This is a genomic window from Rhodoplanes elegans (assembly GCF_016653355.1).
GTDB classification, from domain to species: Bacteria; Pseudomonadota; Alphaproteobacteria; order Rhizobiales; family Xanthobacteraceae; genus Rhodoplanes; species Rhodoplanes elegans.
In genome coordinates this window covers 1-23,135 of the sequence record NZ_NHSK01000071.1, presented here as the reverse complement: position 1 = coordinate 23,135, position 23,135 = coordinate 1, and the positions used below count along the sequence as shown (strand labels likewise).

Below are 23,135 nucleotides of genomic sequence, written 5' to 3'. Positions count from 1 at the left end.
CGGGAACGGGTGCGCCGCCCGGCGGGCGGCGCACGATTGCAGGGGCGATCAGAGGCCCGACTTCACCACCTTGCCGCCGTCGATCTTGACCAGATAGATCGACGGGACGTTCTGGCCGCTCTCGGAGCCGGCGGGCCCCTGCTTGATGAACTCGATGTTGCCGTAGATGCCCTTGACCTTGGTCTTCCACAGAGCGTCCTTGATCGCGGCGGGCTCGGCCTTGCCGGCGATCTTGATCGCCTCGACGATCACGTGGATGCCGTCGAAGCCCCGGAAGCCCTCGGTCAAGCCGCCCGGCTCGTGGCCGCGCTTCTTCCACTCGTCCATGTAGCGCTTGGCCGGCTCCGGGTTGGTGACCACCTCGGGGAACCAGGGCGGGAAGAACACGGTGTGGAACGAGCCGTTGGCCGCCTCGCCGGCCTGGGTGATCAGCTGATCGGGCGAGTTGGAGCCGCCCGTGCTGACGATCCGGGCGTTGAGCTGCAGCTCCTTCGCCTGCTTGAGGATCAGGGTCAGCTGCTCGACCGCCGTCGTGACGAACAGCGTGTCGCCGCCCGACGCCTTGATGCGGGTGAGCTGCGCCGAGAAGTCGGTCGCCTTCGGGTCCATCGTCTCCATCACGCCGATGGCGACGCCTTGGCCTTTCAGCATCTTCGAGTACTCGGCCGCCGAGCCGATGCCGAAATCGTTGTTGGTGTTCAGAAAGTCCGCCTTCTTGATGGCGAGCTTCGGGACCAGCGCCTTGAACGCGACCGCCTCCATTTCCGAGGTCGGGCTGATGCGGAAGATGTAGGGGTTGCCCGAGGTCGTGATCTTGCCGGAGGACGACGTCTCGACCACCATCGGGACCTTGTATTCCTGCAGCTTCGGCATCACCGCGAGAGTGAGCGTCGAGCTCCAGGCGCCCATGAGCACCGGCACCTTGTCGCGCACGATCAGCTTCTCGACGGTCGCCACCGCCTCGGTGGGGTTCGACTTCGAGTCCTCGATCACGAGCTGGATCTTCTTGCCGAGCACGCCGCCGGCGGCGTTAATTTGGTCCTCGGCGATGCGCGCGCCCTGCGCGACGTAGTTGCCGGACGCCGCGAAGGCACCGGTGAGGGGCTGCGTCACCCCGATCTTGATCGTCTCCTGGGCGAGCGCGGGCCCGGCGAGCAGCGTCGCTCCGAGCAAAGCGAGAGCGAGCTTGGCAGTCCTGGTATGCATTGCAGTCTCCCTGTCGTCTCCCGGAATTCAAGCAAGTGTCGTGCCGCCGACGCGTGACTTCTTCTGTTCTGGACGTCGCCGGAACGGCACGGTCGAAGCCCACCCGGCGAGACCGGGCGGGCGCGTCGCGTCACCGCGCCTTCAGCTTCGGCAGGATGTCGTTGGCGATGGCGTCGATCTGCTCCGCCTCGTAACGATACGGCACGAAGATGATGCGGTCGATGCCCGTCGCGAGGTGCGCCTGCAGCTGTTCGACGCACTCCTCCGGCGTGCCCATGATGGCGGAATCCATGGTCGATTCCGACCACGAGGCGTAGTCCCACTCGGTCTGCAGCCAGTGCTTCATCGGGCCTTCGATCTTGTCCCGCGGACCGACACAGATCGGCAGCTGGTTGGTCGAGATCAGCTCGTCCGGATCGCGGCCCGCCTCCTCGGCGAAGCCGCGCACCTTGGCCCAGGTGCGGGCGAAGGCCTCGGCCGTGTAGTAGTAGGTCAGCCAGCCGTCGCCCTTAGTGGCGGCGCGCTTGAGCACCGCGTCGACGTAGCCGCCGATCAGGATCGGGATGCGCGGCTTCTGCACCGGCTTCGGATACATCACGGCGCCGCGCAGGTTGTAGGGGTCGTAGTCGCCGACCACCTTCTCCTCGGTCCACAGCCGCGTCACGATCTCGAGGCTCTGCTCCATGATCTTGCCGCGCTTGGTGAAGTCGACGCCGAGCGAATCGAACTCGCGGCGATACCAGCCGACCGCGGCGCCGAGGATCATGCGGCCGTCGGAAATGTGGTCGATGGTGGCGAGCTCCTTGGCCAGCAGCACCGGGTTGCGCAGCGGCATCACGAGGATGCCGGTGCCGATCTTGATCTTCGTGGTGCGGGCCGCGACGGCGGTGAGCATCAGCAGCGCGTCGTGAATCGGGAAGTTCGGATCGACGCCGAGCAGCGTATGGTCCCAGGCCCACAACGACTCGAAGCCGAGCTCCTCCATGCGCACGCCGTACTCGATCAGCCCCTTGGCGTCGGGCATCTCGGGATAGCGCGTGAAGTTGCGCATCGCGACGCCGTAGACGGTCTCACGGTTTGGGGCCAAGTTGGGGGCCATGCAAGTCCTCCGGTCGGTTCACGACCTTGTCAGTCCGTGGAAGAGCGGCGCCGCCGCGGCGGCCGCCGGCGAAATCGGAATTGCCGCCCGGCCAGGCCGGACGGCGGGTCGTCGATCGGTCAAGCCGTGTAGAGGCGCCCGGGATCGAGCTCGCGGATCAACGCCAGTTCCTCGGCCTGCGGCGGCGTCGTGACCGCGAGTTCGCGGGCGCGGCGCAGCGTGAAGCCGGTGTTGTCCTGCACCTGCTCGAAGCTGACGCCGGGATGCAGCGCCAGCACCTCCATCTCCCGGGTCTCCTCGTCGAAGCCCATCACGGCGAGGTCGGTGACGACGCGCCACATCCCGCCGGTCGGCAGGCCGCACCGGGCACGGCTGCCGCCGCCGTCGATCCAGCCCGGCGACGTGATGAAGTCGACCTTCTCCACGAAGCGGCGCCGCTCGTGCTTCATCGCGACGATCATGTTCGTGAGCGAGGAGATGTCGTTGCCGCCACCGGTGCCTGGCAACCGGATCGAAGGCTTGTCGGCCGGCCCGATGAACGACGAGTTGAGGTTGCCGAAGCGGTCGATCTGGGCGCCGCCCATGAAGCCGACGTCGACATAGCCGCGCTGCAGCAGCAGTAGCACGTCGGTGGAGGGCAGCACCATGTTGGCGCGGCGGGTGCAGCGCTGCTCGTTGGTGGAGGGCGGCAGCTCGCCGGGTTTGATGAACGGGCCGATGACGCCACCCTCGAACAGGATGGTGAGCTTCGGCGCGAACACGCGCTGCGCGAGCGTCGCGGCGAGGAGCGGGATGCCGACGCCGGCAAAGACGATCTGGCCGTCGGTGAGGAGCCGGCCCGCCATGATGGCGATCAGCTCGGAGGCCGTGTAGACGGTCGAGGTCGCGGCGTGGTCAGTCATTGTAGATCACCCGGCCCCGGCGGCTCGCGGTCAGCAAGGTCTCGAGCCCCACCTTGGAGAGATAGTCGGCCCAGTCCTTCGGCCCGTGGACGAACTCGTCGAGATACGTCTTCACGCCGGCGACCGGATCCTTCGCGGTCAGCGCCGCATAGTTGTCGAGCTGGGCGAAGATCGGCTCGTACTGGCCGTAGCACTCGTGCGGCACCGAACCGTAGGGCACCTCGACGACGGCCTCGACGGTGAAGAACGGGATCCGCGTGTGGTCGGGCGCACGGCGAATCTGGTCGTTGGAGACGATCCGCTCGGTCGTGAGGATCACCTTGCTCGCGGCCATCGCGATGTCGATGTCCATGAACTGCAGGCCGTCGAGCTGGGCGTTGCCGTAGGCGTCGGCCCGCTGGACGTGGATGAGCGCCACGTCGGGATTGAGCGCCGGCAGCGCCATCACCTCGTCGCCCGTGAACGGGCAGCGCACCGGCTTCACCTCGTCGGCGCGGATGCGCGCCACGTCGGAGCCGACCATCGAGCGCACCGGCATGAACGGAATGCCCATGCCGCCGGCCCGATAGCGCAGGCCCATCGCCATGTGGCTCCACTCGTCGAACTCGGCCAGCCCCTTCTCGACATGGTGGCGCATCACCTTGGAGATGCCCCACACGATGCCCTGGCTGAACCAGCTCGTGACGATCTTCTTGCCGAGCCCCGAGGCGAAGATCAGGTCTCCCTCGGTCGAGGTGATCGAGCGCGACACCGTGAGGCCGGTCCGGCGCGCCCGGATCAGCGCCCAGATCATCGCCATCGGGGTGCGCGACAGCGTGCAGCCGCCGATCGCGACGTGATCGCCGTCCGAGACGAGGCGGGCCGCCTCGTCGAGCGACATCACCTTCTCGCGCAATCCGCGATCGCGGGCCGCGATCTCGCGGCGCAGCGTGTCGTAGCCCTTCACGAGCGTCTCGGCGCTCATTGTCCCGGCAGCTCCATCTCGGTGAGCGGAACGATCTCGACGCCGGCCTTCTCCAGCGCGGCGCGCGCCGTGCGGGCGACGCCGACCGCGGTCGGCTCGTCGCCGTGGACGCAGAGCGTGTCGACCTCGACCTTCACGACCTTGCCGTTCATCGAGACGATCTCGCCGTCCACCACCATGCGGACGGTGCGGCGGGCCGCCTCCTCGGCGTCCTTGAGCACCGTGCCGGAGAGCGCGCGCGAGGCGAGATTGCCGTCGTCGTAGTACATCCGGTCGACGAAGCCCTCGCGGGCGAGCGGCAGGCCGAGCTTCTCGGCCGCCCACTGCATCTTGGAGCCGGCGAGCGCGACGTAGATGATCGACGGATCGACCGTCTTGATGGCGCGACCGATGGCGAGCGCGTACTCCTCGTCCTCCGCCGCCATGTTGTTGAGCGCCCCGTGCGGCTTGAGATGGGTCACCTTCAGGCCGGAGTAGCGGGCCATGCCCTGGAGGGCGCCGATCTGATAGGCGACCATGTATTCCAAGTCGACGGGCTTCATCTGGATGCGCCGGCGGCCGAAGCCCCAGAGATCGTTGAAGCCGGGATGCACGCCGATGCTGACCCCCTGCTCCTTCGCCAGCATGCAGAGGCGGTGCATGGAGTTGGGGTCGCCGGCATGGAAGCCGCAAGCGACGTTGGCCGACTTGATGATGGTCATCAGCTCGGCATCGTTGCCGATATTGTAGGCACCCCAGCCTTCCGCGATGTCGGCGTTGAGATTGATCCGCTTCGCCATTGCGCTTCGTCTCTCCGGTGGGGATCCGGTGGGGATCACGGAACGCCGTCTTTTCCGGCAATGCCGAGGGTGGACGACTGGTGCTATTTATAGGACAACCATACAACAGCCGACGCGGCGCGCAACCACCCGCACTGCCGTTCTTTCGGGCGACGTGGACGCGCCGGCGGCACGAACCACCAACGGGCGACGGCCGGCGACGGACCCGCCCGAAGGACCGGCCCGACGCCGGTCGGACGAGAGATGTCGAACGCGACGCAGCATCCGGAGCCCCGCATCCTGGCGAGCGGCGACACCGCCCTGGTGGTGGAGTTCGGCCGCGAGGTCGACCGGCGCGTGAGCGCGCTGGTGCTGGCGCTGACGCGGCGCCTGGAAGACGCGCCGATCGCCGGCGTGGTCGAGTTGGTGCCGACCTTCCGGTCGCTGATGGTGCACTACGATCCGCTGCTGATCGCGCCCGCCGATCTGTCGGCACGGCTCGCCGCGATGGCGGCCGGGCTCGATGCGATCGAGCGCCCCGGCCGGCTGTGGCGGCTGCCGGCCTGCTACGATCCCGCCGTCTCCCCCGACCTCGCCGACGTCGCCGCCGCGACCGGGCTGACGGCGGCCGAGATCGCCGCCCTGCACAGCGCCGAGACCTATCACGTTTACATGCTCGGCTATCTCCCAGGCTTCCCTTACATGGGCGATACGCCACCCGCGTTGCGCCTGCCGCGACGCACAGATCCGCGCGTAAAAGTGCCGGCCGGCTCGATCGCCATCGCCACGGCGATGACGGCCGTCTACGGAATCGAGAGCCCGGGCGGCTGGAACCTGATCGGCCGCACCCCGGCGCTGATGTGGGATCTGCGTCGCGATCCACCCGCCCTGCTCGCGGCCGGTGACAAGGTGCGGTTCGAGCCGATCGGCCTCGCGGAGTACGAGAGGCTGGCCGCGCAGGCCGCCGACGGCGCGCTGGTCCTGTCACCCGAGCCGGCCCCGAGGATCGATCTCGTTCCGGAGTCCGCAACATGAGCGCGGGCCCGGATCCAGCCCGTCCCGCGACCACGGGCGACAGCCCGGCCCTGCGCGTCGTCGCGCCCGGCCCGGCGACGACCCTGCAGGACGCCGGTCGGGTCGGCCATCAGCGCTTCGGCATTCCGGTGTCCGGCGCCATGGACCGCGTCGCACTCGCCGCCGCGAATCTCCTGGCCGGCAATCCGCCCGAGACCGCTGCGCTCGAGATCGCCTATCTCGGACCGACCCTGACAGTGGAGGCCGAGAGCGTGCGTGTCGCCTTCGCGGGCGGCCACGCGACCGTCGAGGTGCTGGACGAGAACGGCGACATCGCGCGAAAGGTGCCGCCGCTGACCAGCACGCGTCTCGTGCGCGGCGAGCGGCTGCGCATCGGCGGGCTGTCGGGCAGCGTGGTCGGCTATCTCGCCGTCGCCGGCGGCTTCGATGCGCCCCTCTTCCTCGGCAGCCGTTCGACGCTCTTGCGCGGCGCGCTCGGTGGCTTCGCGGGACTCGCGCTGGCGGCCGGGGACCGCCTTCCGCTCGCCGCTGCGGCGGCGCCGGAGCGCGACGAGCTGCATCTTCCCGACACGTCGTTCGCGGCGGCGGAGCGGGTGCGCGTCGTGCTCGGTCCCCAGGACGATCACTTCACCGACGAAGGCATCACGACGTTCCTGAACCAGACATATAAAGTGACGGCGGCGACCGATCGCATGGGAATGCGGCTCGACGGGCCGACCATCGCGCATCACGACGGCTTCAACATCGTCTCGGACGGCATCGCCCCCGGCGCCATCCAGGTGCCGGGCAACGGCCTGCCGATCGTGCTGCTCGCCGACCGCCAGACCACCGGCGGCTATCCGAAGATCGCCACCGTGATCTCGGCCGACCTGCCGGCGCTCGGACGGCTGGCGCCCGGCGCGACGATCCGGTTCGAGCGCGTCGATCTCGACGCCGCCGTCGCGGCCCGCCGCACGCTCGTTGCCGAGATCGCCGCGATGCGCGACCGGCTGGTGCCGGCCGGCGGCGGAGTCGACGTCGAAGCGCGGCTCCTCGCCGAGAATCTGGTCGGCGGCATGATCGACATGTTCGCGGAGCACGCGCCATGAGACGCGCGCGTTCGAGCCGGAGGACACGATGAGGCTGTCCCGCCCTCGCACCACGACCGGTCGCCCGAGGCGCAACAGCGCGACGAGCGATGCCGACAGCCGCGTGCCGCGCTACCTGCAGGTCGCCTCCGTGCTGCGCCGACGCTTGCGCGACGGCGTCTGGTCGGTCGGCGAGAAGATCGCGACGCTGGAGGAGCTCGAGCGCGAGTTCGACGTCGCCCGCGTCACGGTGCGCCAGGCGATCGAGCTGCTCCAGTCCGAGGGCCTCTTGGAATCGCAGCAGGGCCGCGGCACCTTCGTCACCAACACGGTCGATCACCGCCGCTGGCTGGCGCTCGCGACCGACTGGGAGAGCCTGATCGCCGGCATCCGCGAGAACGTGCCGTATCCGCTCCCGGCCGGTCTCGCCGGGACGCCGCGCATCGAGCCGGGCGAGGGCCGGCCGGCCGCCGCCTATCGGTTCCTGCGCAGCCTGCAGAAGCGCGGCGACGAGCCGTTCGGCTACGCGCGCGTGCATCTCGCGCGCGACATCTTCCGGCGGGCGCCGAAGCAGTTCACGTCGCGCGCCGCGCTGGTCGTCCTCGCCGAGATGAAGGACATCGAGATCGCGCGCGCGCATCAGACGCTGACCATCGGCACGGCCGACATCGAGACGGCGAAGCTGCTCGGCATCGGCCTGTCGGCGCCGACCGCCGAGGCGCGATGCGTGGTCACCGACGCCGACGGTGTCGCGATCTATGTCGGCGAGATCTCCTATCGGGGCGACTGTGTCAGCCTGGACATCGAGCTGCGCGGCAAGGTCGCCCCGAAGCCGAGCCGCGGAGCGACGGGGCCGCGCCTTGCCGGACCGGCACGGCGTCGGTAGCATCACTTGTCATACATATAGAGCCGCCGGGAGCGAGGGCGCGACGTGATCAGCAGCGGACCAGCGAGATGACTGACGCAGGCATCGGAGCGCGGCTGCCGCGCAAGGAGGACGACCGCTACATGCGCGGCCGCGGCCGCTATGTCGGCGACATCCGGCTGGCCGGCCAGCAGGAGGTGGCGTTCCTGCGCAGCCCGCTGGCGCATGCGCGGATTCTCGCCGTGCGGGTGCCGGATCACCTCCGGCCCAACGTCCTTCTCGCCGCCGATCTCGACGGCGTTCGCGAGATCAGAGCCGACACCACCCTGCCCGGCTTCAAGTCGTCGACCCAGCCCGTGCTGGCAGGCGACCGGGTCCGTCACGTCGGCGAGCTGATCGCGCTCGCCGTCGCCCCCACCCGCGCCGAGGCCGAGGATATCGTCGCCGAGATCGAGGTCGATTTCGAGGAGCTGCCCGCCGTCGTCGACATGCTGAAGGGGCGCGCCGCGGACGCGCCGCTCCTGCACGATCACTGGGGCGACAATCTCTTCCTCGTCTCGCTCACCGACGTGAACGCGGCCGAGCTGACGGCGAAGGCCGCCTACAGCGTCACCCGCGAGCTGCGCACCGCGCGCCAGGTGATGAGCCCGCTGGAAGGCCGCGGCGTAATCGCCGAATGGGACAGCCGCGTCGACCAGCTCGTGATCTGGTCGTCGACCCAGCAACCGCACATCGTGCGCTCCGGCCTCGCCGAGTGCCTCGGCATCGACGAGGGCGCGATCCGGGTGATCGCGCCGGATGTCGGCGGCGGCTTCGGCTACAAGGGCATCCTGCTGCCCGAGGAGGTGGCGCTCGCCGTCGCGACGCGGCGCTTCGGCCACCCGCTGCGCTGGCTCGAGGATCGTCGTGAGAATCTGGTCGCCGGTGCCGATTGCCGCGAGCATCACTATCGACTCACGGCCTATGCGGACGCCGACGGCCGTCTGCTCGGGCTCGACTGCGAGGCGAGCGTCGATTGCGGCGCCTACTCGGCCTATCCGTTCTCGGCCTGCCTGGAGGGCGGCCAGATCGGCAGCATTCTCCCGGGCCTCTACGACTTCTCGCACTATCGCTGCCGCGTGCACTCGGTCGCCACCAACAAGCCACCGATCCTGCCCTATCGGGGCGTCGCCCGCACCGGCGCCTGCTTCGCCCTGGAAGTGACGCTCGACGCGCTCGCGCGGGACATCGGCATCGAGCCGACCGCGCTGCGCATGAAGAGCCTGGTGCGGCCCGAGCAAATGCCGTTCGACAACGTGGCGAAGCGGCACTTCGATTCGGGCGACTATCCGGAGGCGTTGCGCCGCGCCATCGAAGCCATCGACTTGGCCGCCGTGCGGGCGCGTCAGGCACGCGGCGAGCCGGACGGCCGGCGCATCGGCATCGGCTTCTCCATGTATGCCGAGCAGGCCGGCCACGGCACCAGCGTCTACTCGGCTTGGGGAATCCCGTTCGTGCCGGGCCACGAGCAGTGCCAGGCGCGCTTCACGCCGGACGGCGGGCTCGAGCTGCGCATCGGCGCGCACAGTCACGGCCAGGGTCTTGAGACGACGCTCTCGCAGGTCGCGCATTCGATTCTCGGCGTGCCACACGAGCTGATCAGATTGATCCACGGCGACACCGCGATGACGCCCTACTCCACCGGCACCTGGGGCTCGCGCTGCATGATCATGTCGGGCGGCGCGGTCGCGAGCGCTTGCGACGCGCTCGCCGAGCGAGTGAAGAAGATCGGCGCGGCACTGCTGCAGGCGGATGTCGCGACGGTTCGTCTCGAGGGCGGCGAGGTGATCGGTCCCGGCGGCCGCATGAGTGTCGCCGAGATCGCCCGCACCTGGTATCGCCGACCGCAGGATCTGCCGCTCGACGTCGATCCCGGCGGGCTCGAGGTGACGGCGGGCTACAAGGCGGCGCGCGACACCGGCACGTTCAGCTACGCGGCGCATGCCGCCGTCGTCGCGGTCGACACCGACACGGGCGAGACCGAGATCCTCGACTACGTGATCGTCGAGGACGGCGGGGTGCTGGTGAACCCGATGATCGTCGACGGCCAGATCATCGGCGGCACCGCGCAGGGCATCGGCACCGCCTTCTACGAGGAGATGGCGTACGACGAGCGCGGCCAGCCGCTCGCCTCGACGCTCTCCGATTATCTGCTGCCCGGCCCGACCGAGATGCCGAACCTGAAAATCCTGCACATGGAGACGCCGTCGCCCTACACGCGCTTCGGCCAGAAGGGCATCGGCGAGGGCGGCGCCATCGCGCCGCCGGCGGCGCTCACCAACGCCGTCAACGACGCGCTGAAGGACCTCGGCGCGGAGCTGCTGATGTCGCCGATCACGCCGCGCCGCATCGTCGAGGCGATCACGACGGCGCAACGTCGCGAGGCTGCGGAATGAGAGTTTCTTCGGTCATTCCGGACCGGCGCGAGAGCGCCGGATCCGGAATCCAGTCACTTGCACCGAAGCCGTTGCTGGATTTCGGGTTCGCGCTTTCAGCGCGCCCCGGAATGACCGGAAAGGCGAGCGTCATATGAAGGCCGCCGCATTCGATTACGTCCGCCCAGCGAGCGTCGCCGAGGCCTGCGCGCTGCTCGCGGCTGATCCGGACGCCAAGATCATGGCCGGCGGCCAGTCGCTTGGCCCGATGCTGAACCTGAGACTCGCACGGCCGACGCGTCTGATCGACATCACCCGCATTCCGGAGCTGGGGCGCGTCGAAGAGAGCGCCGACGCCGTGACGTTCGGCGCCGTCGTCACCCACGCGGCGATCGAGGATCGGCGCGTCGCCGATCCGACCGGCGGGTTCATGGCGCACGTCGCGCGCGGCATCGCCTACCGGGCGGTGCGCTCGCGCGGCACCATCGGCGGCAGCCTCGCGCATGCCGACCCGGCCGCCGACTGGGTCTCGACCCTGACGGCGCTCGGCGCCGAGATCCTGATCACGAAGCCCGATGGCGTCCAGCGGCGCGTGGCGGCGGAGGACTTCGTCCGCGGGGCGCTGAGCAGCGCCCTGGAGGACGGCGAGATCGTCGACGGCGTGCGCATCCCCCGCTTCTCGGCGGCGGCGCGCTTCGGCTTCGAGAAGATATGCCGCAAGACCGGCGAGTTCGCCGAGGCCATGGGGGTCGCCGTGCACGATCCCGAGCGCGGCGTCTGCCGCATCGTCGCCGGCGCCACAGCTGGCCGGCCGATCGTGATCGAGGCGAGCCGCGGCGCCGGCGCCCGCCTGCTAGACCGTTTCGCCGATGCCGCTGCGGTGCGCGACATGCTGACCGAGGCCGGCCTCGCCGGCGATGACTTCAAGATGCGGCTCGCGGTCGCCGCGGTGGGCCGCGCGGTCGCGGAGGTGCGCCGATGACGACGATCACGCTCGCGGTCAACGGCCGCACCGTCACGGCCGAGGTGACGCCGCGCACGCATCTCGCCGATTTCCTGCGCGAGCAGCTCCTTCTCACCGGCACGCATATCGGCTGCGAGCACGGCGTCTGCGGCGCCTGCACGGTCGAGATCGACGGCGAGATCGCGCGCTCCTGCATCACCTTCGCGGTCGCCTGCGACGGCGCGCGCGTGCGCACCATCGAGGGATTCGACGACGATCCGCTGATGGCGCGCTTGCGCGACGCCTTCTCCACGTCGCACGCGCTGCAATGCGGCTACTGCACGCCGGGTCAGCTCGTCGCCGCACGTGATCTGATTCGCCGCAAGAGCATCGAGCCGGACCTCGACATCCGCACCGAGATGAGCGGCAATCTGTGCCGCTGCACCGGCTATGCCGGCATCGTCGAGGCGATCGAGACCGTGGCGGCCGAAGCTCCCGCCGTGCCGGCGTTGCCGACAGAGCGTTGGGCCGGCCCGGCGCCGGGACCGGGAACGTCGGCACCGATCTCCGTTCCGACCGCGGCCGCAACTGCGGCGCCTCGCAACCCGTCGCCCGTGGTCGCCGCCAAACACACGCCCAGCGCACCCGTGCGACGGATAAAGGTCGAGGTCGGGCCCGTCACGGTGGAGGATGGCGAGACGCGCTTCACCCAGAGTTTCGTGCTGGAGCATCCGCGCGACGCCGTGTGGGATCTGATGCGCGATCCGGCGCGGGTCGCGGCCTGCATGCCGGGCCTCGCGCTCGATCCGCCGGGCGCGGACGGCCGACTCGCCGGCCGCATGGAGGTGAAGCTCGGGCCGATCAGCGCAGGCTTTTCCGGCGACGGCACGATGGCGCGCGACGACGGCGCGCACCGCATGGTGATCGAGGGCCGCGGCAGCGACCGCAAGAGCGGATCGCGCGCATCGGGCCGCGTGGAGTACACGCTGTCGGAAGCGACGGCAGCCACCGGTGCTCCGGCGACGGGCGTCGATTGCGTCATCGCCTTCACGCTGCAGGGGCCGCTCGCCCAGTTCGGCCGCTCGGATCTGGTCCGCGATCTCGTCGGCCGCATCGGGGCGGCATTCGCGAGCAACGTCGACGCGCGCCTGCGGGCCCCCGACGCCGCACTCGCGCCGGCCGAGCTCGGCGGCGTGTCGTTGATGCTCGGCGTGCTTTTCGGGCGGATCAGACAGATGGTGCTGCGGCTCTTCGGGCGCGGCAGCTGATCACGTCGCTGCTCCTCATGGTGAGGAGCGCGCCGCAGGCGCGCGTCTCGAACCATGAGGCCGCCATGCGGCCCGCGGTTGTCCTCCTCGCCCTTCGAGACGCGAACCTTCGGTTCGCTCCTCAGGGTGAGGGCAGAGAGGCCGCGAACCGGGCCGCCGCCGACTCACTCCGGCACTTTTCGCGGACCCGGGCCCGTGTAGGTCCAGATCTGATCACGCGGGATCGGGCCCTTGTTGCGGTAGTCCGACTGGCTCTCCTCCCAGGCATGGGCGAGGCAGCCGACCGAGCGCGACAGCACGAACAGGCCACGGCACAAAGGCGGCGGGAAGCCCAGCTCGGCGAAGACGACGCCGGTGGCACCATCGATGTTCATCGGCACGCGCTTGCCGCCGCGCCGCGCCGCGATCACGTCCTCGACCGTCCTGCCGATGGCGGCGAACAGGCCGCTCACCGCGCCCTCCGCGGCGGCCGCGTCGACCAGCGCGAGGATGCGAGGAGCGCGCGGATCGAGGTGATGGAAGCGGTGGCCGAAGCCCGGCACGTGTTTGATGCCACGGGCGGCGAGCGCCTCGATCTCCTCGGTGACGGCCTTGGTGATCATTTCCGCATCGACGGTCGCGGCATCGCGCGCCCCCTCGGGCAGCCGGGCCGCGACCGCGTTGAACAGCTCGACACACTGCTCGCCGGCGCCGCCGTGCACGTCGCCCAGCACGTTGGTGGCCGACGCCATCGCGTTGTTGATGCCGACCCCGCAGGTCATCGCCATGCGGGCGATGGCGATCGACGGCGCCTGCGGGCCGTGATCGACGGCCGCCACCATGGCGGCCTCGAGCAGCTTGGCGGCCGGCTTCGACGGCAACTCGCCGCGGGTGAGCAGATAGACCATCTCGGCGAAGCCGACCCGACCGATCAGATCCTCGATCGCGTAGCCGCGATAGCGGATCATGCCGGGCTTCATCTCGATGATCGACGTCGCCCACCAGTCGGACGGCGACAGTTTTTGGCGCTCGCTCATTGGATCCTCGGTTCGTTCTGTCGGCCTGTGTCCGTCACCCTGAGGTGCTCGACCGGAGGTCGAGCCTCGAAGGGCGACGGCCGCAGAGTCGGGGGCCGTCGCCCTTCGAGGGCCGCGCCTTGCGCGGCCACCTCAGGGTGACGGAAAACACGTCAGACCGCGCCGCCGTCACGCAGCGCGCGAATCTCCTCCGGTCCGTAGCCGAGCTCGGCCAGCAGCGCGTCGGTGTCGGCACCGAGCGCCGGCGGCGGCGAGCGCGGCTCGGGATCGCCGCTCGCGAGCTTGAAGCCGGAGCGCACCACCGGCACCTCGCGCTCGACGCCGGGAGCCCCGGGAAAGCGCGTGACGAGGCCGCGCTCCTTGATGTGCGGATGCTCCAGCACCTGCGGGATAGTCAGCACCTCGCCGGCCGGGATGCCCTTGGCGTTGAGCAGCACCGACCACTCCTTGGCGGTTTTTCGCGCGAGCGCCTTCTCGATCTCGGCCTTCAGCTCGGCGCGGCGCTTCTTGCGGTCCTCGCGATCGACGTAGCGCGGGTCGGTGGCGAGCTCCGGGCGGCCGATCACGCCGCACAGCGCGACATACTGCTCCTGCTTGTTGGCCGCGATGTTGAGCGGGCCGGAGCCGGTCGCGAAGGTGCCGGACGGGCTCGCCGTCATGTTCTCGTTGCCGATCGGCCGCGGCTGCACATGCGCGACCAGATAGTTCGACACCTGCCAGCCCATGGTGACCAGCGTCGACTCGAGCATCGACACGTCGATGAACTCGCCCTCGCCGGTGCGGCCGCGGCGCACCAGGGCGGCCGCGATGGCGAACGCCGCCGTGATCCCACCGATCGTGTCGGCGACCGGATAGCCGACCCGCAGCGGGGCGGAGTTCTCGTCGCCCGTCACGCTCATCACGCCGGCGAGACCCTGCACGATCTGGTCGTAGGCCGGGTTGCCGTGCAGCGGCCCGGTCTGACCGAAGCCCGAGATGGCGCAATAGACGAGGCTCGGCTTGATCTCCTTGAGGGCGGACCAGCCGAGCCCGAGGCGGTCCATCACGCCGGGGCGGAAGTTCTCCACCAGCACGTCGGCGCTCTCGACGAGACGACGGAACACCGCCTTGCCGACCTTGTCTTTCAAGTTGACGGTGAGCGAGCGCTTGCCGGCGTTCTGGGCCAGGAACGAGACGCCCATCAGGGCCTTGTTGAGGTCCGGATCGGCGCCGAGCTGGCGTGCGAGGTCGCCCGAGCCGGGGACCTCCACCTTGATCACGTCGGCGCCGAGCAGCGCCATCTGGTAGCAGCAGAACGGTCCCGCCAGCACGTTGGTGAGGTCGAGAACGCGGATCTTGTCGAGGAGTGGGCTCACGGTGTGCCCCATGGGACAGTGCCCGGCGCCGGCAGGTTCGTGACGAGCGAGCCGTGCGTCCGGCCGATCGACCGGCGCGAGCCGCCGGTCAGGACAATTGGCGGCTCTGTGTACACGATTTCGCTGTGCGGCACGAGTGACGGCTCGTCGGGTCCGGCATGTGGACGAATGCGGAACGCGACGGCGCCGCGCCCGATCTACGCCGCGAGGATCCGTTTCAGGGTCGCGCCGTAGCGGGCCGTGATCGCCTCGCGCGCACGGTGACGGCCGGCTTCGACCACGATCGCGCCGCCGGCCATCACGGTCGCCACCGCCTCGCGGCCGGCGACGAACAGGAAGGTGTCGAGCACCCGGTCGCCGCTCACGCAGGCGAGATCGGGATGCGTGGTGTCGAGCACGACCAGATCGGCGCGGCGGCCGGGCGCGATCGCGCCCATCGGTTGCGCCAGCGCCTGCGCGCCGCCGGCGAGCACCTCGCCGAGAAGGCGGCGGCCGGTCGACTCGCCCTCGGCGGTCGCCATCACGTTGCGGGCCCGGTGCGCGAGGCGCTGCGAGTATTCGAGCTGGCGCAGCTCGCCGGCCGGATCGATGTCGATGTTGGAATCGGTGCCGACGCCGAAGCGGCCGCCGCTCGCGAGATAACGCGCGCCGTCGAAGATGCCGTCGCCGAGCGACGCCTCGGTCAGCGGGCACAGGCCCGCGACCGCGCCGGAGCGGGCGAGCCGCACGGTCTCGTCCGGCGTCATATGGGTGGTGTGGATCAGCACCCAGCGGCGATCGATCGGCATCTCGTCGAGAAGCCATTCGACCGGGCGGCGGCCCGACCAGGCGACGCAGTCCTCGACCTCCTTCACCTGCTCGGCGGCGTGGATGTGGATCGGCCCGTCGGGCGCGATCTGCAGGGCGGCACGCAACGTCTCGGGCGTCACGGCGCGCAGCGAATGCGGCGCGATGCCGACGCGGGCGTCCGGCACGGCGCGGACCAGATCACGGCAGCGCGCGACCAGACGCGCAAAGCGGTCGGGATCGTTCAGGAAGCGCCTCTGCCCCGCGACCGGCGGCTGTCCGCCGAGCCCGCCGTAACCATAGAGCGAGGGCAGCAATGTGAGGCCGATGCCGGTCGCGGCCGCGGCGGCGGCGATGCGGCCGGCCATCTCGCCGAGATCCGCATAGGGCTGCCCGTCGATGTCGTGATGCAGATAATGAAACTCGGCGACCGCCGTGAAGCCGCGCTCCAGCATCTGCATGTAGGCGAAGGCGGCGATCGCCTCGGCGTCGTCTGGCGTCAGATGGGCGAGGAAGCGGTACATCACCTCGCGCCAAGTCCAGAAGCTGTCGGAAGCGGGGCCGCGCCGCTCGGCGAGGCCGGCCATGCCGCGCTGGAAGGCGTGGCAGTGCAGGTTCGGCACGCCCGGCAGCGCGAGGCCGGCGATGCGCTGCGCCTCGCCCGTCGTCGCGCCGTTTGGCGTCGCGTTCGGCTCGACCGCGACGAACCGGCCGTCCCGCACCGTCACGCGCACGTTCTGCGCGAACCCGTCCGGCAGCAGCGCCTGCGCGAGCAGAAAGGTTTGGTCCATCGTCTACTCTCCGTCGCACCTCTCCCCGCGTGCGGGGAGAGGTCGGATTCCGCGCGGCACGCGCGGAATCCGGGTGAGGGGGCGTTTCCGTATCCACGAGGGCCCCCCTCACCCCGACCCTCTCCCCGCGTGCGGGGAGAGGGAGAGCAGGCGCCGTGCGCTGGACCGGAAGCAGCCGTAAAAGGCGGGCCGCGCGCCGGACCATAGCCGAGGGCGCGGCGATTCTGTATGGGACGGAACGCGGGCGCGACATGCCTGCGCGACCTCGACGAGGCTGTGATGCGATTCGACCGGCTGTGGCGCGACGCGCTGATCGCGACGCTCGATCCAATAAGGCCCGGGCTGGGGCTGATCGCGCGCGGCGCGATCGCGGCGAAGGACGGGCGCATCGCCTATGTCGGCCCCGAGGCGGATCTGCCGGCCGGCGCCGACGCGGCCGAGACGATCCGGCTCGACGGCCGCCTGGTCACGCCCGGCCTGATCGACTGCCACACCCACCTGGTCTACGGCGGCTCGCGCGCGAAAGAGTTCGAGATGCGGCTCGCCGGCGCGACCTACGAGGAGATCTCGCGCGCCGGCGGCGGCATCGCCTCGACCGTGACGGCGACGCGTGCGGCGAGCGAGGACGCGCTGGTCGCGAGCGCCCGCGGCCGGCTCGATCGCCTGCTCGCCGAAGGCGTCACCACGGTGGAGATCAAGTCGGGCTACGGGCTCGACGACGAAACAGAGACCCGCATGCTGCGCGCCGCCCGCCGCCTCGGCACCGAAGCGAACGTGCGCGTCGTGACGACCTATCTGGGTGCGCATGCGACGCCGCCCGGCGAGCCGGACAAGGACGCCTATGTCGAAAAAGTCTGCGCCCTGATCCCGACCCTGGCGCGCGACAAGCTCGCCGATGCCGTGGATACCTTCTGCGAAGGCATCGCCTTCTCGCCGGAGCAGACAGCCCGGGTGTTCGTCGCCGCGAAGGCGGCCGGCCTGCCGGTCAAGCTGCACGCCGACCAGCTCTCCAATCTACACGGCGCCAAGCTCGCCGCCGAGCACGGGGCGTTGTCCGCCGATCATCTCGAATACACCGACGACGAGGGCGCGGCCGCGATGGCGCGGGCCGGCACCGTGGCGGTGCTGCTGCCCGGCGCCTTCTACGTGCTGCGCGAGACGCACAAGCCGCCGATCGCGGCGTTCCGCAAGCACGGCACCCGGATGGCGCTCGCCACCGACTGCAATCCCGGCACGTCGCCGGTCACGTCGCTGCTGCTGATCATGAACATGGGTGCGACGTTGTTCCGCCTCACCGTCGACGAGGCGATCGCCGGCGTGACGCGCGAAGCCGCCCACGCGCTCGGCCTCGGGTCGGACATCGGCACGCTGGAGCCCGGCAAGTCCTGCGACCTCGCGATCTTCGACGTCGACACCCCGGCCGAGCTCGTCTACCGCATCGGCGCCGCGCCGCTGGTTTCCCGCGTGATCCGAGGTGCGTGATGGCGGCCTCGCCGACCCGCGTGCCGCGATCAGACGTGCGGCACTCTGTTCCCCCGTCATGGCCGGGCTCGTCCCGGCCATACACGTCTTGGCGACGGCTGAAAGACGTGGATGCCCGGCACAAGGCCGGGCATGACGCCCGAGAGTGTGACCGGCCGCGCGGCTCCTCTCGCCAGCCTGTGCAAGGACCTAACAGATGACCCGCATCGACAACGCCCGCGTCATTCGCGCCCCGCACGGCAGCACGCTCTCGGCCAAGAGCTGGCTCACCGAGGCGCCGCTGCGGATGCTGATGAACAATCTCGATCCCGACGTCGCCGAGAAGCCGACCGAGCTGGTCGTCTACGGCGGCATCGGCCGCGCAGCGCGCAACTGGGAGAGCTTCGATCGCATCGTCGCCGCGCTGAAGACGCTGGAGAGTGATCAGACGCTGCTGGTGCAGTCGGGCAAGCCGGTCGCGGTGCTGCCGACCCACGCCGACGCGCCGCGCGTGCTGATCGCCAACTCCAACCTGGTGCCGCACTGGGGCACCTGGGAGCATTTCAACGAGCTCGATCGCAAGGGCCTGATGATGTACGGCCAGATGACGGCCGGCTCGTGGATCTATATCGGCTCGCAGGGCATCGTGCAGGGCACCTACGAGACCTTCGCCGAGATGGGTCGCCGCCACTATGGCGGCAGCCTCGCGGGACGCTGGATCCTCACCGCCGGCCTCGGCGGCATGGGCGGTGCGCAACCGCTCGCCGCCGTGATGGCCGGCGCCTCGTGCCTCGTTGTCGAATGCCAGCCGAGCCGCATCGAGATGCGGCTGCGCACCGGCTATCTCGACGTGAAGGCGGGAAACCTCGACGAGGCGCTCGCGATCATCGAGAAGTCATGCGCCGAGAGGAAGCCGCTCTCCGTCGGCGTGCTCGGCAATGCGGCCGAAATCTTTCCGGAACTGTTCCGCCGCGGCGTGCGGCCCGACGGCGTCACCGACCAGACCTCGGCGCATGATCCGGTCAACGGCTACCTGCCGAAGGGCTGGACGCTCGCCGAGTGGGAGGCGAAGCGCGACAGCGATCCGAAGGCCGTCGCGGCCGCCGCCAAGCGCTCGATGGTCGACCACGTCAAGGCGATGCTCGACTTCCACCGCGCCGGCGTGCCGACCGTCGACTACGGCAACAACATCCGCCAGATGGCGCAGGACGAAGGCCTCGCCGACGCCTTCGCGTTCCCGGGCTTCGTGCCGGCCTATATCCGGCCGATGTTCTGCCGCGGCATCGGCCCGTTCCGCTGGGCCGCGCTGTCCGGCGACCCGGCCGACATTTTTCGCGCGGACGAGGCGGTCAAGGAACTTCTGCCGAACGACAAGCATCTGCACAACTGGATCGACATGGCGCAGAAGCGCATCAAGTTCCAGGGGCTGCCGGCGCGCATCTGCTGGCTCGGGCTCGGCGACCGCCATCGCGTCGGCCTCGCCTTCAACGAGCTGGTCGCCAAGGGCGAGATCAGCGCGCCGATCGTCATCGGACGTGATCACCTGGATTCGGGCAGCGTGGCGAGCCCGAACCGCGAGACCGAGGCGATGATGGACGGCTCCGACGCGGTGTCGGACTGGCCGCTCCTCAACGCGCTGGTCAACTGCGCGAGCGGCGCCACCTGGGTGTCTCTGCACCACGGCGGCGGCGTCGGCATCGGCTACTCGCAGCATTCCGGCATGGTGATCGTCGCCGACGGCACGCCGGACGCGGCGCGCCGCCTCGCCCGCGTGCTGTGGAACGACCCAGCGACCGGCGTCATCCGCCACGCCGATGCCGGGTACGAGATCGCGAAGGACTGCGCCCGCGAGAAGGGCCTGATCATGCCGAGCCTGGGGTAGGCTCTCGGCCTCGCACAGCCGATCCCGAGCGGCTCTCTTTCGTCCCTCTCCCCTCGCGGGAGAGGGACGAGCCGCGCGACCTCGCGCCAGAGCGAACCAGCAGCCCTCTACTCCAGCTCCTCGAACACGAGGCCGAGCAGCGGCGCGTGCTGCTGGGCGCCGTAGACGTCGCAGTCGCCGATCGCCCCGGAGGCGAGCGGGCGCTTCAGCGTGATCTTGATCGCGTTGGCCGGATCGAAGGCGACGATCGAGATCACGTCGGCCTCTTCGACGCCGTAGAGCGCCGCGATGCGGGCGGCGTCGAGCGCGCCGCTCTGCCGCACGCGCTGATACCAGGCGGCGTCGCGGAACATGATGTCGAGCGTCAGCTCGAACGGACCGGCGTTCTTCGAGCGGATCACGCCGGCGATGTCGGTCAGACGCACCGTGCTCATGACGCGGCTCCCACGGTCGCCGGCGCGCCGATCTCCTCGATGCGCACCGGGAAGAGGGCGCACGGGTCGTCGATGCCGGTCAGGAGATGATAGACGCTGAAGCGGAACACCTCGCCGGCCTGCATGTCGGAGGGCGAGTACGGAAAGGCGAGGTTGCCGGCGGTCGAGACCCGGCCCGGATAGCCCCAGTGCAGCAGGCTCGCGCGGGCGAAGCTGACGATCGTGTCGGCGATCTCCTGGCTCGCCGCGACCGCCTCGATGACGAGGCCTATCTCGTGCGGGGTCGCGCTGCCGCGCAGCGGCTCGCAGACGCCCATCACGCCATCGCGGCCATACAACCGGAACAACAAACGATAGTCGTCGGCCGACAATGTGCGCGAGAAATTCTCGGCGACCCGGGTCCGCACCGCATCGAGGATCGCGTCGATCTGGGCGATGAAGGAGGGATCGCGCACGCCGGCGATCGATACGGTGCGGAAGCCGGCGAGCGCCGCGCCCTCGATCTTCAGCGTGTAGGGCCCGCGGATCATGCGGCTGCCGGCGACCCGCACGGTCCGCTCGTCCTCCTGCACGAAGGTCGTCGCCGTGAGGTCGAGCACGCCGCCCGGTCCGGGCAGGCGGTAGGGGTCGCTCTTCTCGTAGAGCGTATGGGCCGCCACCGAGACGACGGTGCAGCGCCGCTCCGACTCCATCGGCTCGACCAGGAAGTGATCACGTCGCAGCGTGCCCAGCATGCAGTCGCCGCCGGAGCCCGGCACGGCGGCGATGGCGGCGCATTCGAGGATTTTTCCCAGATGCACGGCGAGGCCGGCGTCGAAGCCGAGCATCAGCGGCAGCGCCGCGAACACGGCCGGATCGTAGGCACGGCCGGCGACGATCACGTCGGCACGCTGCGCGAGCGCCGCGATCAGCGGCTCGGGCCCCATCTGGGCGACCAGATGAGTCGAGGCGCGCACGTCCTCGGCGCTCGCCTCCGGGCCGGGCGGCAGCGGCACCAGCGCGCCACGTGCCTGCGCCGCGAGCAGCGCCTCCCGATCGATGTCGGCCGGGATCGCGGCGAGGCGGAACGACAGGCCCTCCTCGGCCGCGATCTCGCGCACGATGTCGAGCGTCCAGTCGAGATGCGGCCTCGCCCCGCAGCCGCCCGCCGTGCCGACGATCACCGGGACGTTTCGCGCCCGCCCGGCGATCAGCATCAGCCGCAGGTCGCGCTTCACGGCGGCGCGGTCGGTGAACGGCACGCCGGCGCCGAGATAATAAGGCCCGGGGTCGGACGAGCCGGCGTCGACCGCGATCACGTGCGGGTCCCGCGCCAGCCCGGCCGCGAAGGAGCTTTCGGGGAAGCCGTAGCCGAGGATCGCCGTGGTCGAGAGGATTCTCAGCTCGTCCGGGGGAGTGGTCATCGGTGTTTGTCTCTTGCGTGCGATCGGAGTCGCTCAGGCATTTTTTCGGAGGCTCGATCGCGGGCTCCGCGTGCGGGGCTCACCCCCCTCCCCGACCCTCCCCCACAAGGGGGGAGGGAGCAGGCTGCGGCGAGTGGCCTGATCATCGAAGCAGACGATAAGGTTCGCCGATCGGCACGGGGAAGCGGCTCCAGCGTTCCCTCCCCCCTTGTGGGGGAGGGACAGGGAGGGGGGTAGCCCCACGCACGACGCTGTCGTTTCATCCATCGTGGTGTGCCATCGTGAATCCCGTCTCACTCCACCTTGGCGCCGGCGGCCTTCACCACCTCGGCCCAGGTGGCGAGGTCGGTGTCGAGGCGCTTCGCCAGCTCGTCCGGCGTCGAGGTGACGATGGTGGCGCCCTGCGCCTTCAGCTTCTCCTGCACGCCCGGATCGTTCATCGCCTTCACGGCGGCGTCGTGCAGCTTGTCGCGGATCGCGACCGGCAGGCCGCGCGGCGCGAACAGCGCCACCCACAGGTCGGCCGAGAAGCCCGGGATCGTCTCGGCGATCGCCGGGATCTCGGGCGCGGCCGGGCTGCGCTGCGCCGAGCTCATCGCCAGCGCCTTCAGGGCCTTGCCCTGGAGCTGCGACATCACCGAGGGCATGCTGGCGAAGCCGAGCATCACGTGGCCGGCGATCATGTCGTTGATGGCCGGCGCGACGCCGCGATACGGCACATGGGTGAGCGGGATGCCGGCGCGGCTCTTGAGCATCTCGCCGAGCAGATGATTGAGCGTGCCGTTGCCGGCGGAGGCGTATTGCAGCGGCTGCGCGGCGTTCTGGCGGGCGAGCGTGATCAGCTCGGCGACCGTGTCGGCCTTGAGCGAGGGATGCGCGACGAGCACGTTCGGCACGGTCGCCAGCATGGTGATCGGCTCGAAGTCCTTCACCGGGTCGAAGCCGAGCTTGGAGAACAGCGCCGGGTTGATGGCCTGGGTCGACGAGATGTTGACGATCAGCGTGTAGCCATCCGGCGTCGCGCGCGCCGCCGAGGCGGTGCCGATATTGCCGCCGGCGCCGACCCGGTTCTCCACGACGAAGCGGGCCTGGCCGAGGACGTCGCCCATCTTGTCGGCGAGCACGCGGGCGACGATGTCGTTGGTGCCGCCCGCCGCCTGCGGCACGACGACGATGACGGGGCGGCTCGGATAGACGTCCTGGGCGAGGGCGGGCGTCGGCGCGGGCGCGGCGAGACCGGCGGCGAGGGCCGCGGCGGCGGCGAGGAGCGTCCGGCGAGGCAGCGCGAAACGGTCGGTCATGGAAAAGTCCTCCCTCGGTTGCGGGCCGGCGATCTGCGCCGCCGGAGGTTCGGAGGGTAGGCAGAGGACACGCGAGGCGGGAAATACCGTCTCGCTCTGCGGGCCATAAGGCGCGCTTATGTCCCCACCAGCCGGACGCCGCGCCAGGTGCCGTCCGCGACCCGCTCGCGGGCGAGCGTCACCAG

General features: G+C 70.1%; 19 protein-coding genes. 8 read left to right on the top strand and 11 right to left on the bottom strand.

Features of this window, described 5'->3' with window-relative positions; all coding sequences use genetic code 11:
* Window positions 1–48: 48 nt before the first annotated feature.
* The 5 genes from CCR97_RS07375 to CCR97_RS07355 form a co-directional block, all read right to left on the bottom strand.
* A complete protein-coding gene (locus CCR97_RS07375) occupies window positions 49–1,206 on the bottom strand; it encodes an ABC transporter substrate-binding protein (protein ID WP_111355914.1) in 1,158 nt (385 codons plus the stop codon).
* A gap of 130 nt (window positions 1,207–1,336) precedes the next feature.
* Window positions 1,337–2,305 (bottom strand): LLM class flavin-dependent oxidoreductase, encoded by a 969-nt coding sequence (locus CCR97_RS07370; RefSeq protein ID WP_111355913.1) that lies wholly within the window; start codon window positions 2,303–2,305, stop codon window positions 1,337–1,339.
* 119 nt (window positions 2,306–2,424) lie between these two features.
* A complete protein-coding gene (locus CCR97_RS07365; RefSeq protein ID WP_111355911.1) occupies window positions 2,425–3,207 on the bottom strand; it encodes a CoA-transferase subunit beta in 783 nt (260 codons plus the stop codon).
* Complete coding sequence (locus CCR97_RS07360; protein ID WP_111355909.1) at window positions 3,200–4,171, bottom strand: CoA transferase subunit A; 972 nt, start codon at window positions 4,169–4,171, stop codon at window positions 3,200–3,202. The genes CCR97_RS07365 and CCR97_RS07360 overlap by 8 nt, the downstream gene beginning before the upstream one ends.
* Entirely contained in the window at window positions 4,168–4,950 is a 783-nt protein-coding gene (locus tag CCR97_RS07355; protein WP_111355907.1) for a LamB/YcsF family protein, read from the bottom strand. The genes CCR97_RS07360 and CCR97_RS07355 overlap by 4 nt, the downstream gene beginning before the upstream one ends.
* Before the next feature lie 243 nt (window positions 4,951–5,193).
* On the opposite strand from CCR97_RS07355, the gene pxpB reads away from it, so the two are divergent.
* The 6 genes from pxpB (at window position 5,194) to CCR97_RS07325 (ending at window position 12,521) form a co-directional block, all read left to right on the top strand.
* Window positions 5,194–5,964 (top strand): 5-oxoprolinase subunit PxpB, encoded by a 771-nt coding sequence (gene pxpB / locus CCR97_RS07350; protein ID WP_111355905.1) that lies wholly within the window; start codon window positions 5,194–5,196, stop codon window positions 5,962–5,964.
* Complete coding sequence (locus CCR97_RS07345) at window positions 5,961–7,052, top strand: 5-oxoprolinase subunit C family protein (protein WP_111355904.1); 1,092 nt, start codon at window positions 5,961–5,963, stop codon at window positions 7,050–7,052. Before pxpB ends, CCR97_RS07345 begins: the two co-directional genes overlap by 4 nt.
* A gap of 28 nt (window positions 7,053–7,080) precedes the next feature.
* The gene (locus CCR97_RS07340; RefSeq protein WP_111355902.1) at window positions 7,081–7,917 is read left to right on the top strand and encodes a GntR family transcriptional regulator; all 837 of its coding nucleotides are present in this window, start codon (window positions 7,081–7,083) and stop codon (window positions 7,915–7,917) included.
* 68 nt (window positions 7,918–7,985) lie between these two features.
* Window positions 7,986–10,331 (top strand): xanthine dehydrogenase family protein molybdopterin-binding subunit, encoded by a 2,346-nt coding sequence (locus CCR97_RS07335; RefSeq protein ID WP_111355900.1) that lies wholly within the window; start codon window positions 7,986–7,988, stop codon window positions 10,329–10,331.
* A gap of 133 nt (window positions 10,332–10,464) precedes the next feature.
* Window positions 10,465–11,292, top strand: a complete 828-nt coding sequence (locus tag CCR97_RS07330; RefSeq protein WP_111355898.1) for an FAD binding domain-containing protein — start codon at window positions 10,465–10,467, stop codon at window positions 11,290–11,292.
* On the top strand, window positions 11,289–12,521 hold the full coding sequence (locus tag CCR97_RS07325) for a xanthine dehydrogenase family Fe-S subunit (RefSeq protein ID WP_111355897.1): 1,233 nt from the start codon (window positions 11,289–11,291) through the stop codon (window positions 12,519–12,521). The genes CCR97_RS07330 and CCR97_RS07325 overlap by 4 nt, the downstream gene beginning before the upstream one ends.
* A 164-nt stretch (window positions 12,522–12,685) precedes the next feature.
* Here the strand turns inward: CCR97_RS07325 and CCR97_RS07320 are convergent, their stop codons facing one another.
* The 3 genes from CCR97_RS07320 to CCR97_RS07310 form a co-directional block, all read right to left on the bottom strand.
* A complete protein-coding gene (locus CCR97_RS07320) occupies window positions 12,686–13,537 on the bottom strand; it encodes a citryl-CoA lyase (RefSeq protein ID WP_111355896.1) in 852 nt (283 codons plus the stop codon).
* A 152-nt stretch (window positions 13,538–13,689) separates the two neighbouring features.
* On the bottom strand, window positions 13,690–14,892 hold the full coding sequence (locus CCR97_RS07315; RefSeq protein WP_201159416.1) for a CaiB/BaiF CoA transferase family protein: 1,203 nt from the start codon (window positions 14,890–14,892) through the stop codon (window positions 13,690–13,692).
* A gap of 197 nt (window positions 14,893–15,089) precedes the next feature.
* Window positions 15,090–16,469, bottom strand: coding sequence for a formimidoylglutamate deiminase (locus CCR97_RS07310; RefSeq protein ID WP_111360212.1), 1,380 nt, complete (start codon window positions 16,467–16,469; stop codon window positions 15,090–15,092).
* Window positions 16,470–16,748: 279 nt separating this feature from the next.
* Here CCR97_RS07310 and hutI point away from each other — a divergent pair, with 279 nt between their 5' ends.
* Window positions 16,749–17,951, top strand: coding sequence for an imidazolonepropionase (gene hutI / locus CCR97_RS07305; protein WP_111359201.1), 1,203 nt, complete (start codon window positions 16,749–16,751; stop codon window positions 17,949–17,951).
* A gap of 196 nt (window positions 17,952–18,147) precedes the next feature.
* Window positions 18,148–19,812: a urocanate hydratase gene (gene hutU, locus CCR97_RS07300; protein ID WP_111359202.1), complete on the top strand. Its 1,665-nt coding sequence runs from the start codon at window positions 18,148–18,150 to the stop codon at window positions 19,810–19,812.
* Between the two features lie 107 nt (window positions 19,813–19,919).
* Here hutU and CCR97_RS07295 read toward each other — a convergent pair whose 3' ends face one another.
* The 3 genes from CCR97_RS07295 to CCR97_RS07285 all read right to left on the bottom strand — a co-directional run bounded on the left by CCR97_RS07295 (window position 19,920) and on the right by CCR97_RS07285 (window position 22,950).
* Complete coding sequence (locus CCR97_RS07295) at window positions 19,920–20,246, bottom strand: DUF4387 domain-containing protein (RefSeq protein ID WP_111359203.1); 327 nt, start codon at window positions 20,244–20,246, stop codon at window positions 19,920–19,922.
* Entirely contained in the window at window positions 20,243–21,649 is a 1,407-nt protein-coding gene (locus CCR97_RS07290) for an acyclic terpene utilization AtuA family protein (protein WP_111359204.1), read from the bottom strand. Before CCR97_RS07290 ends, CCR97_RS07295 begins: the two co-directional genes overlap by 4 nt.
* 293 nt (window positions 21,650–21,942) lie before the next feature.
* Complete coding sequence (locus tag CCR97_RS07285; protein ID WP_111359205.1) at window positions 21,943–22,950, bottom strand: Bug family tripartite tricarboxylate transporter substrate binding protein; 1,008 nt, start codon at window positions 22,948–22,950, stop codon at window positions 21,943–21,945.
* Window positions 22,951–23,135 lie beyond the last annotated feature (185 nt).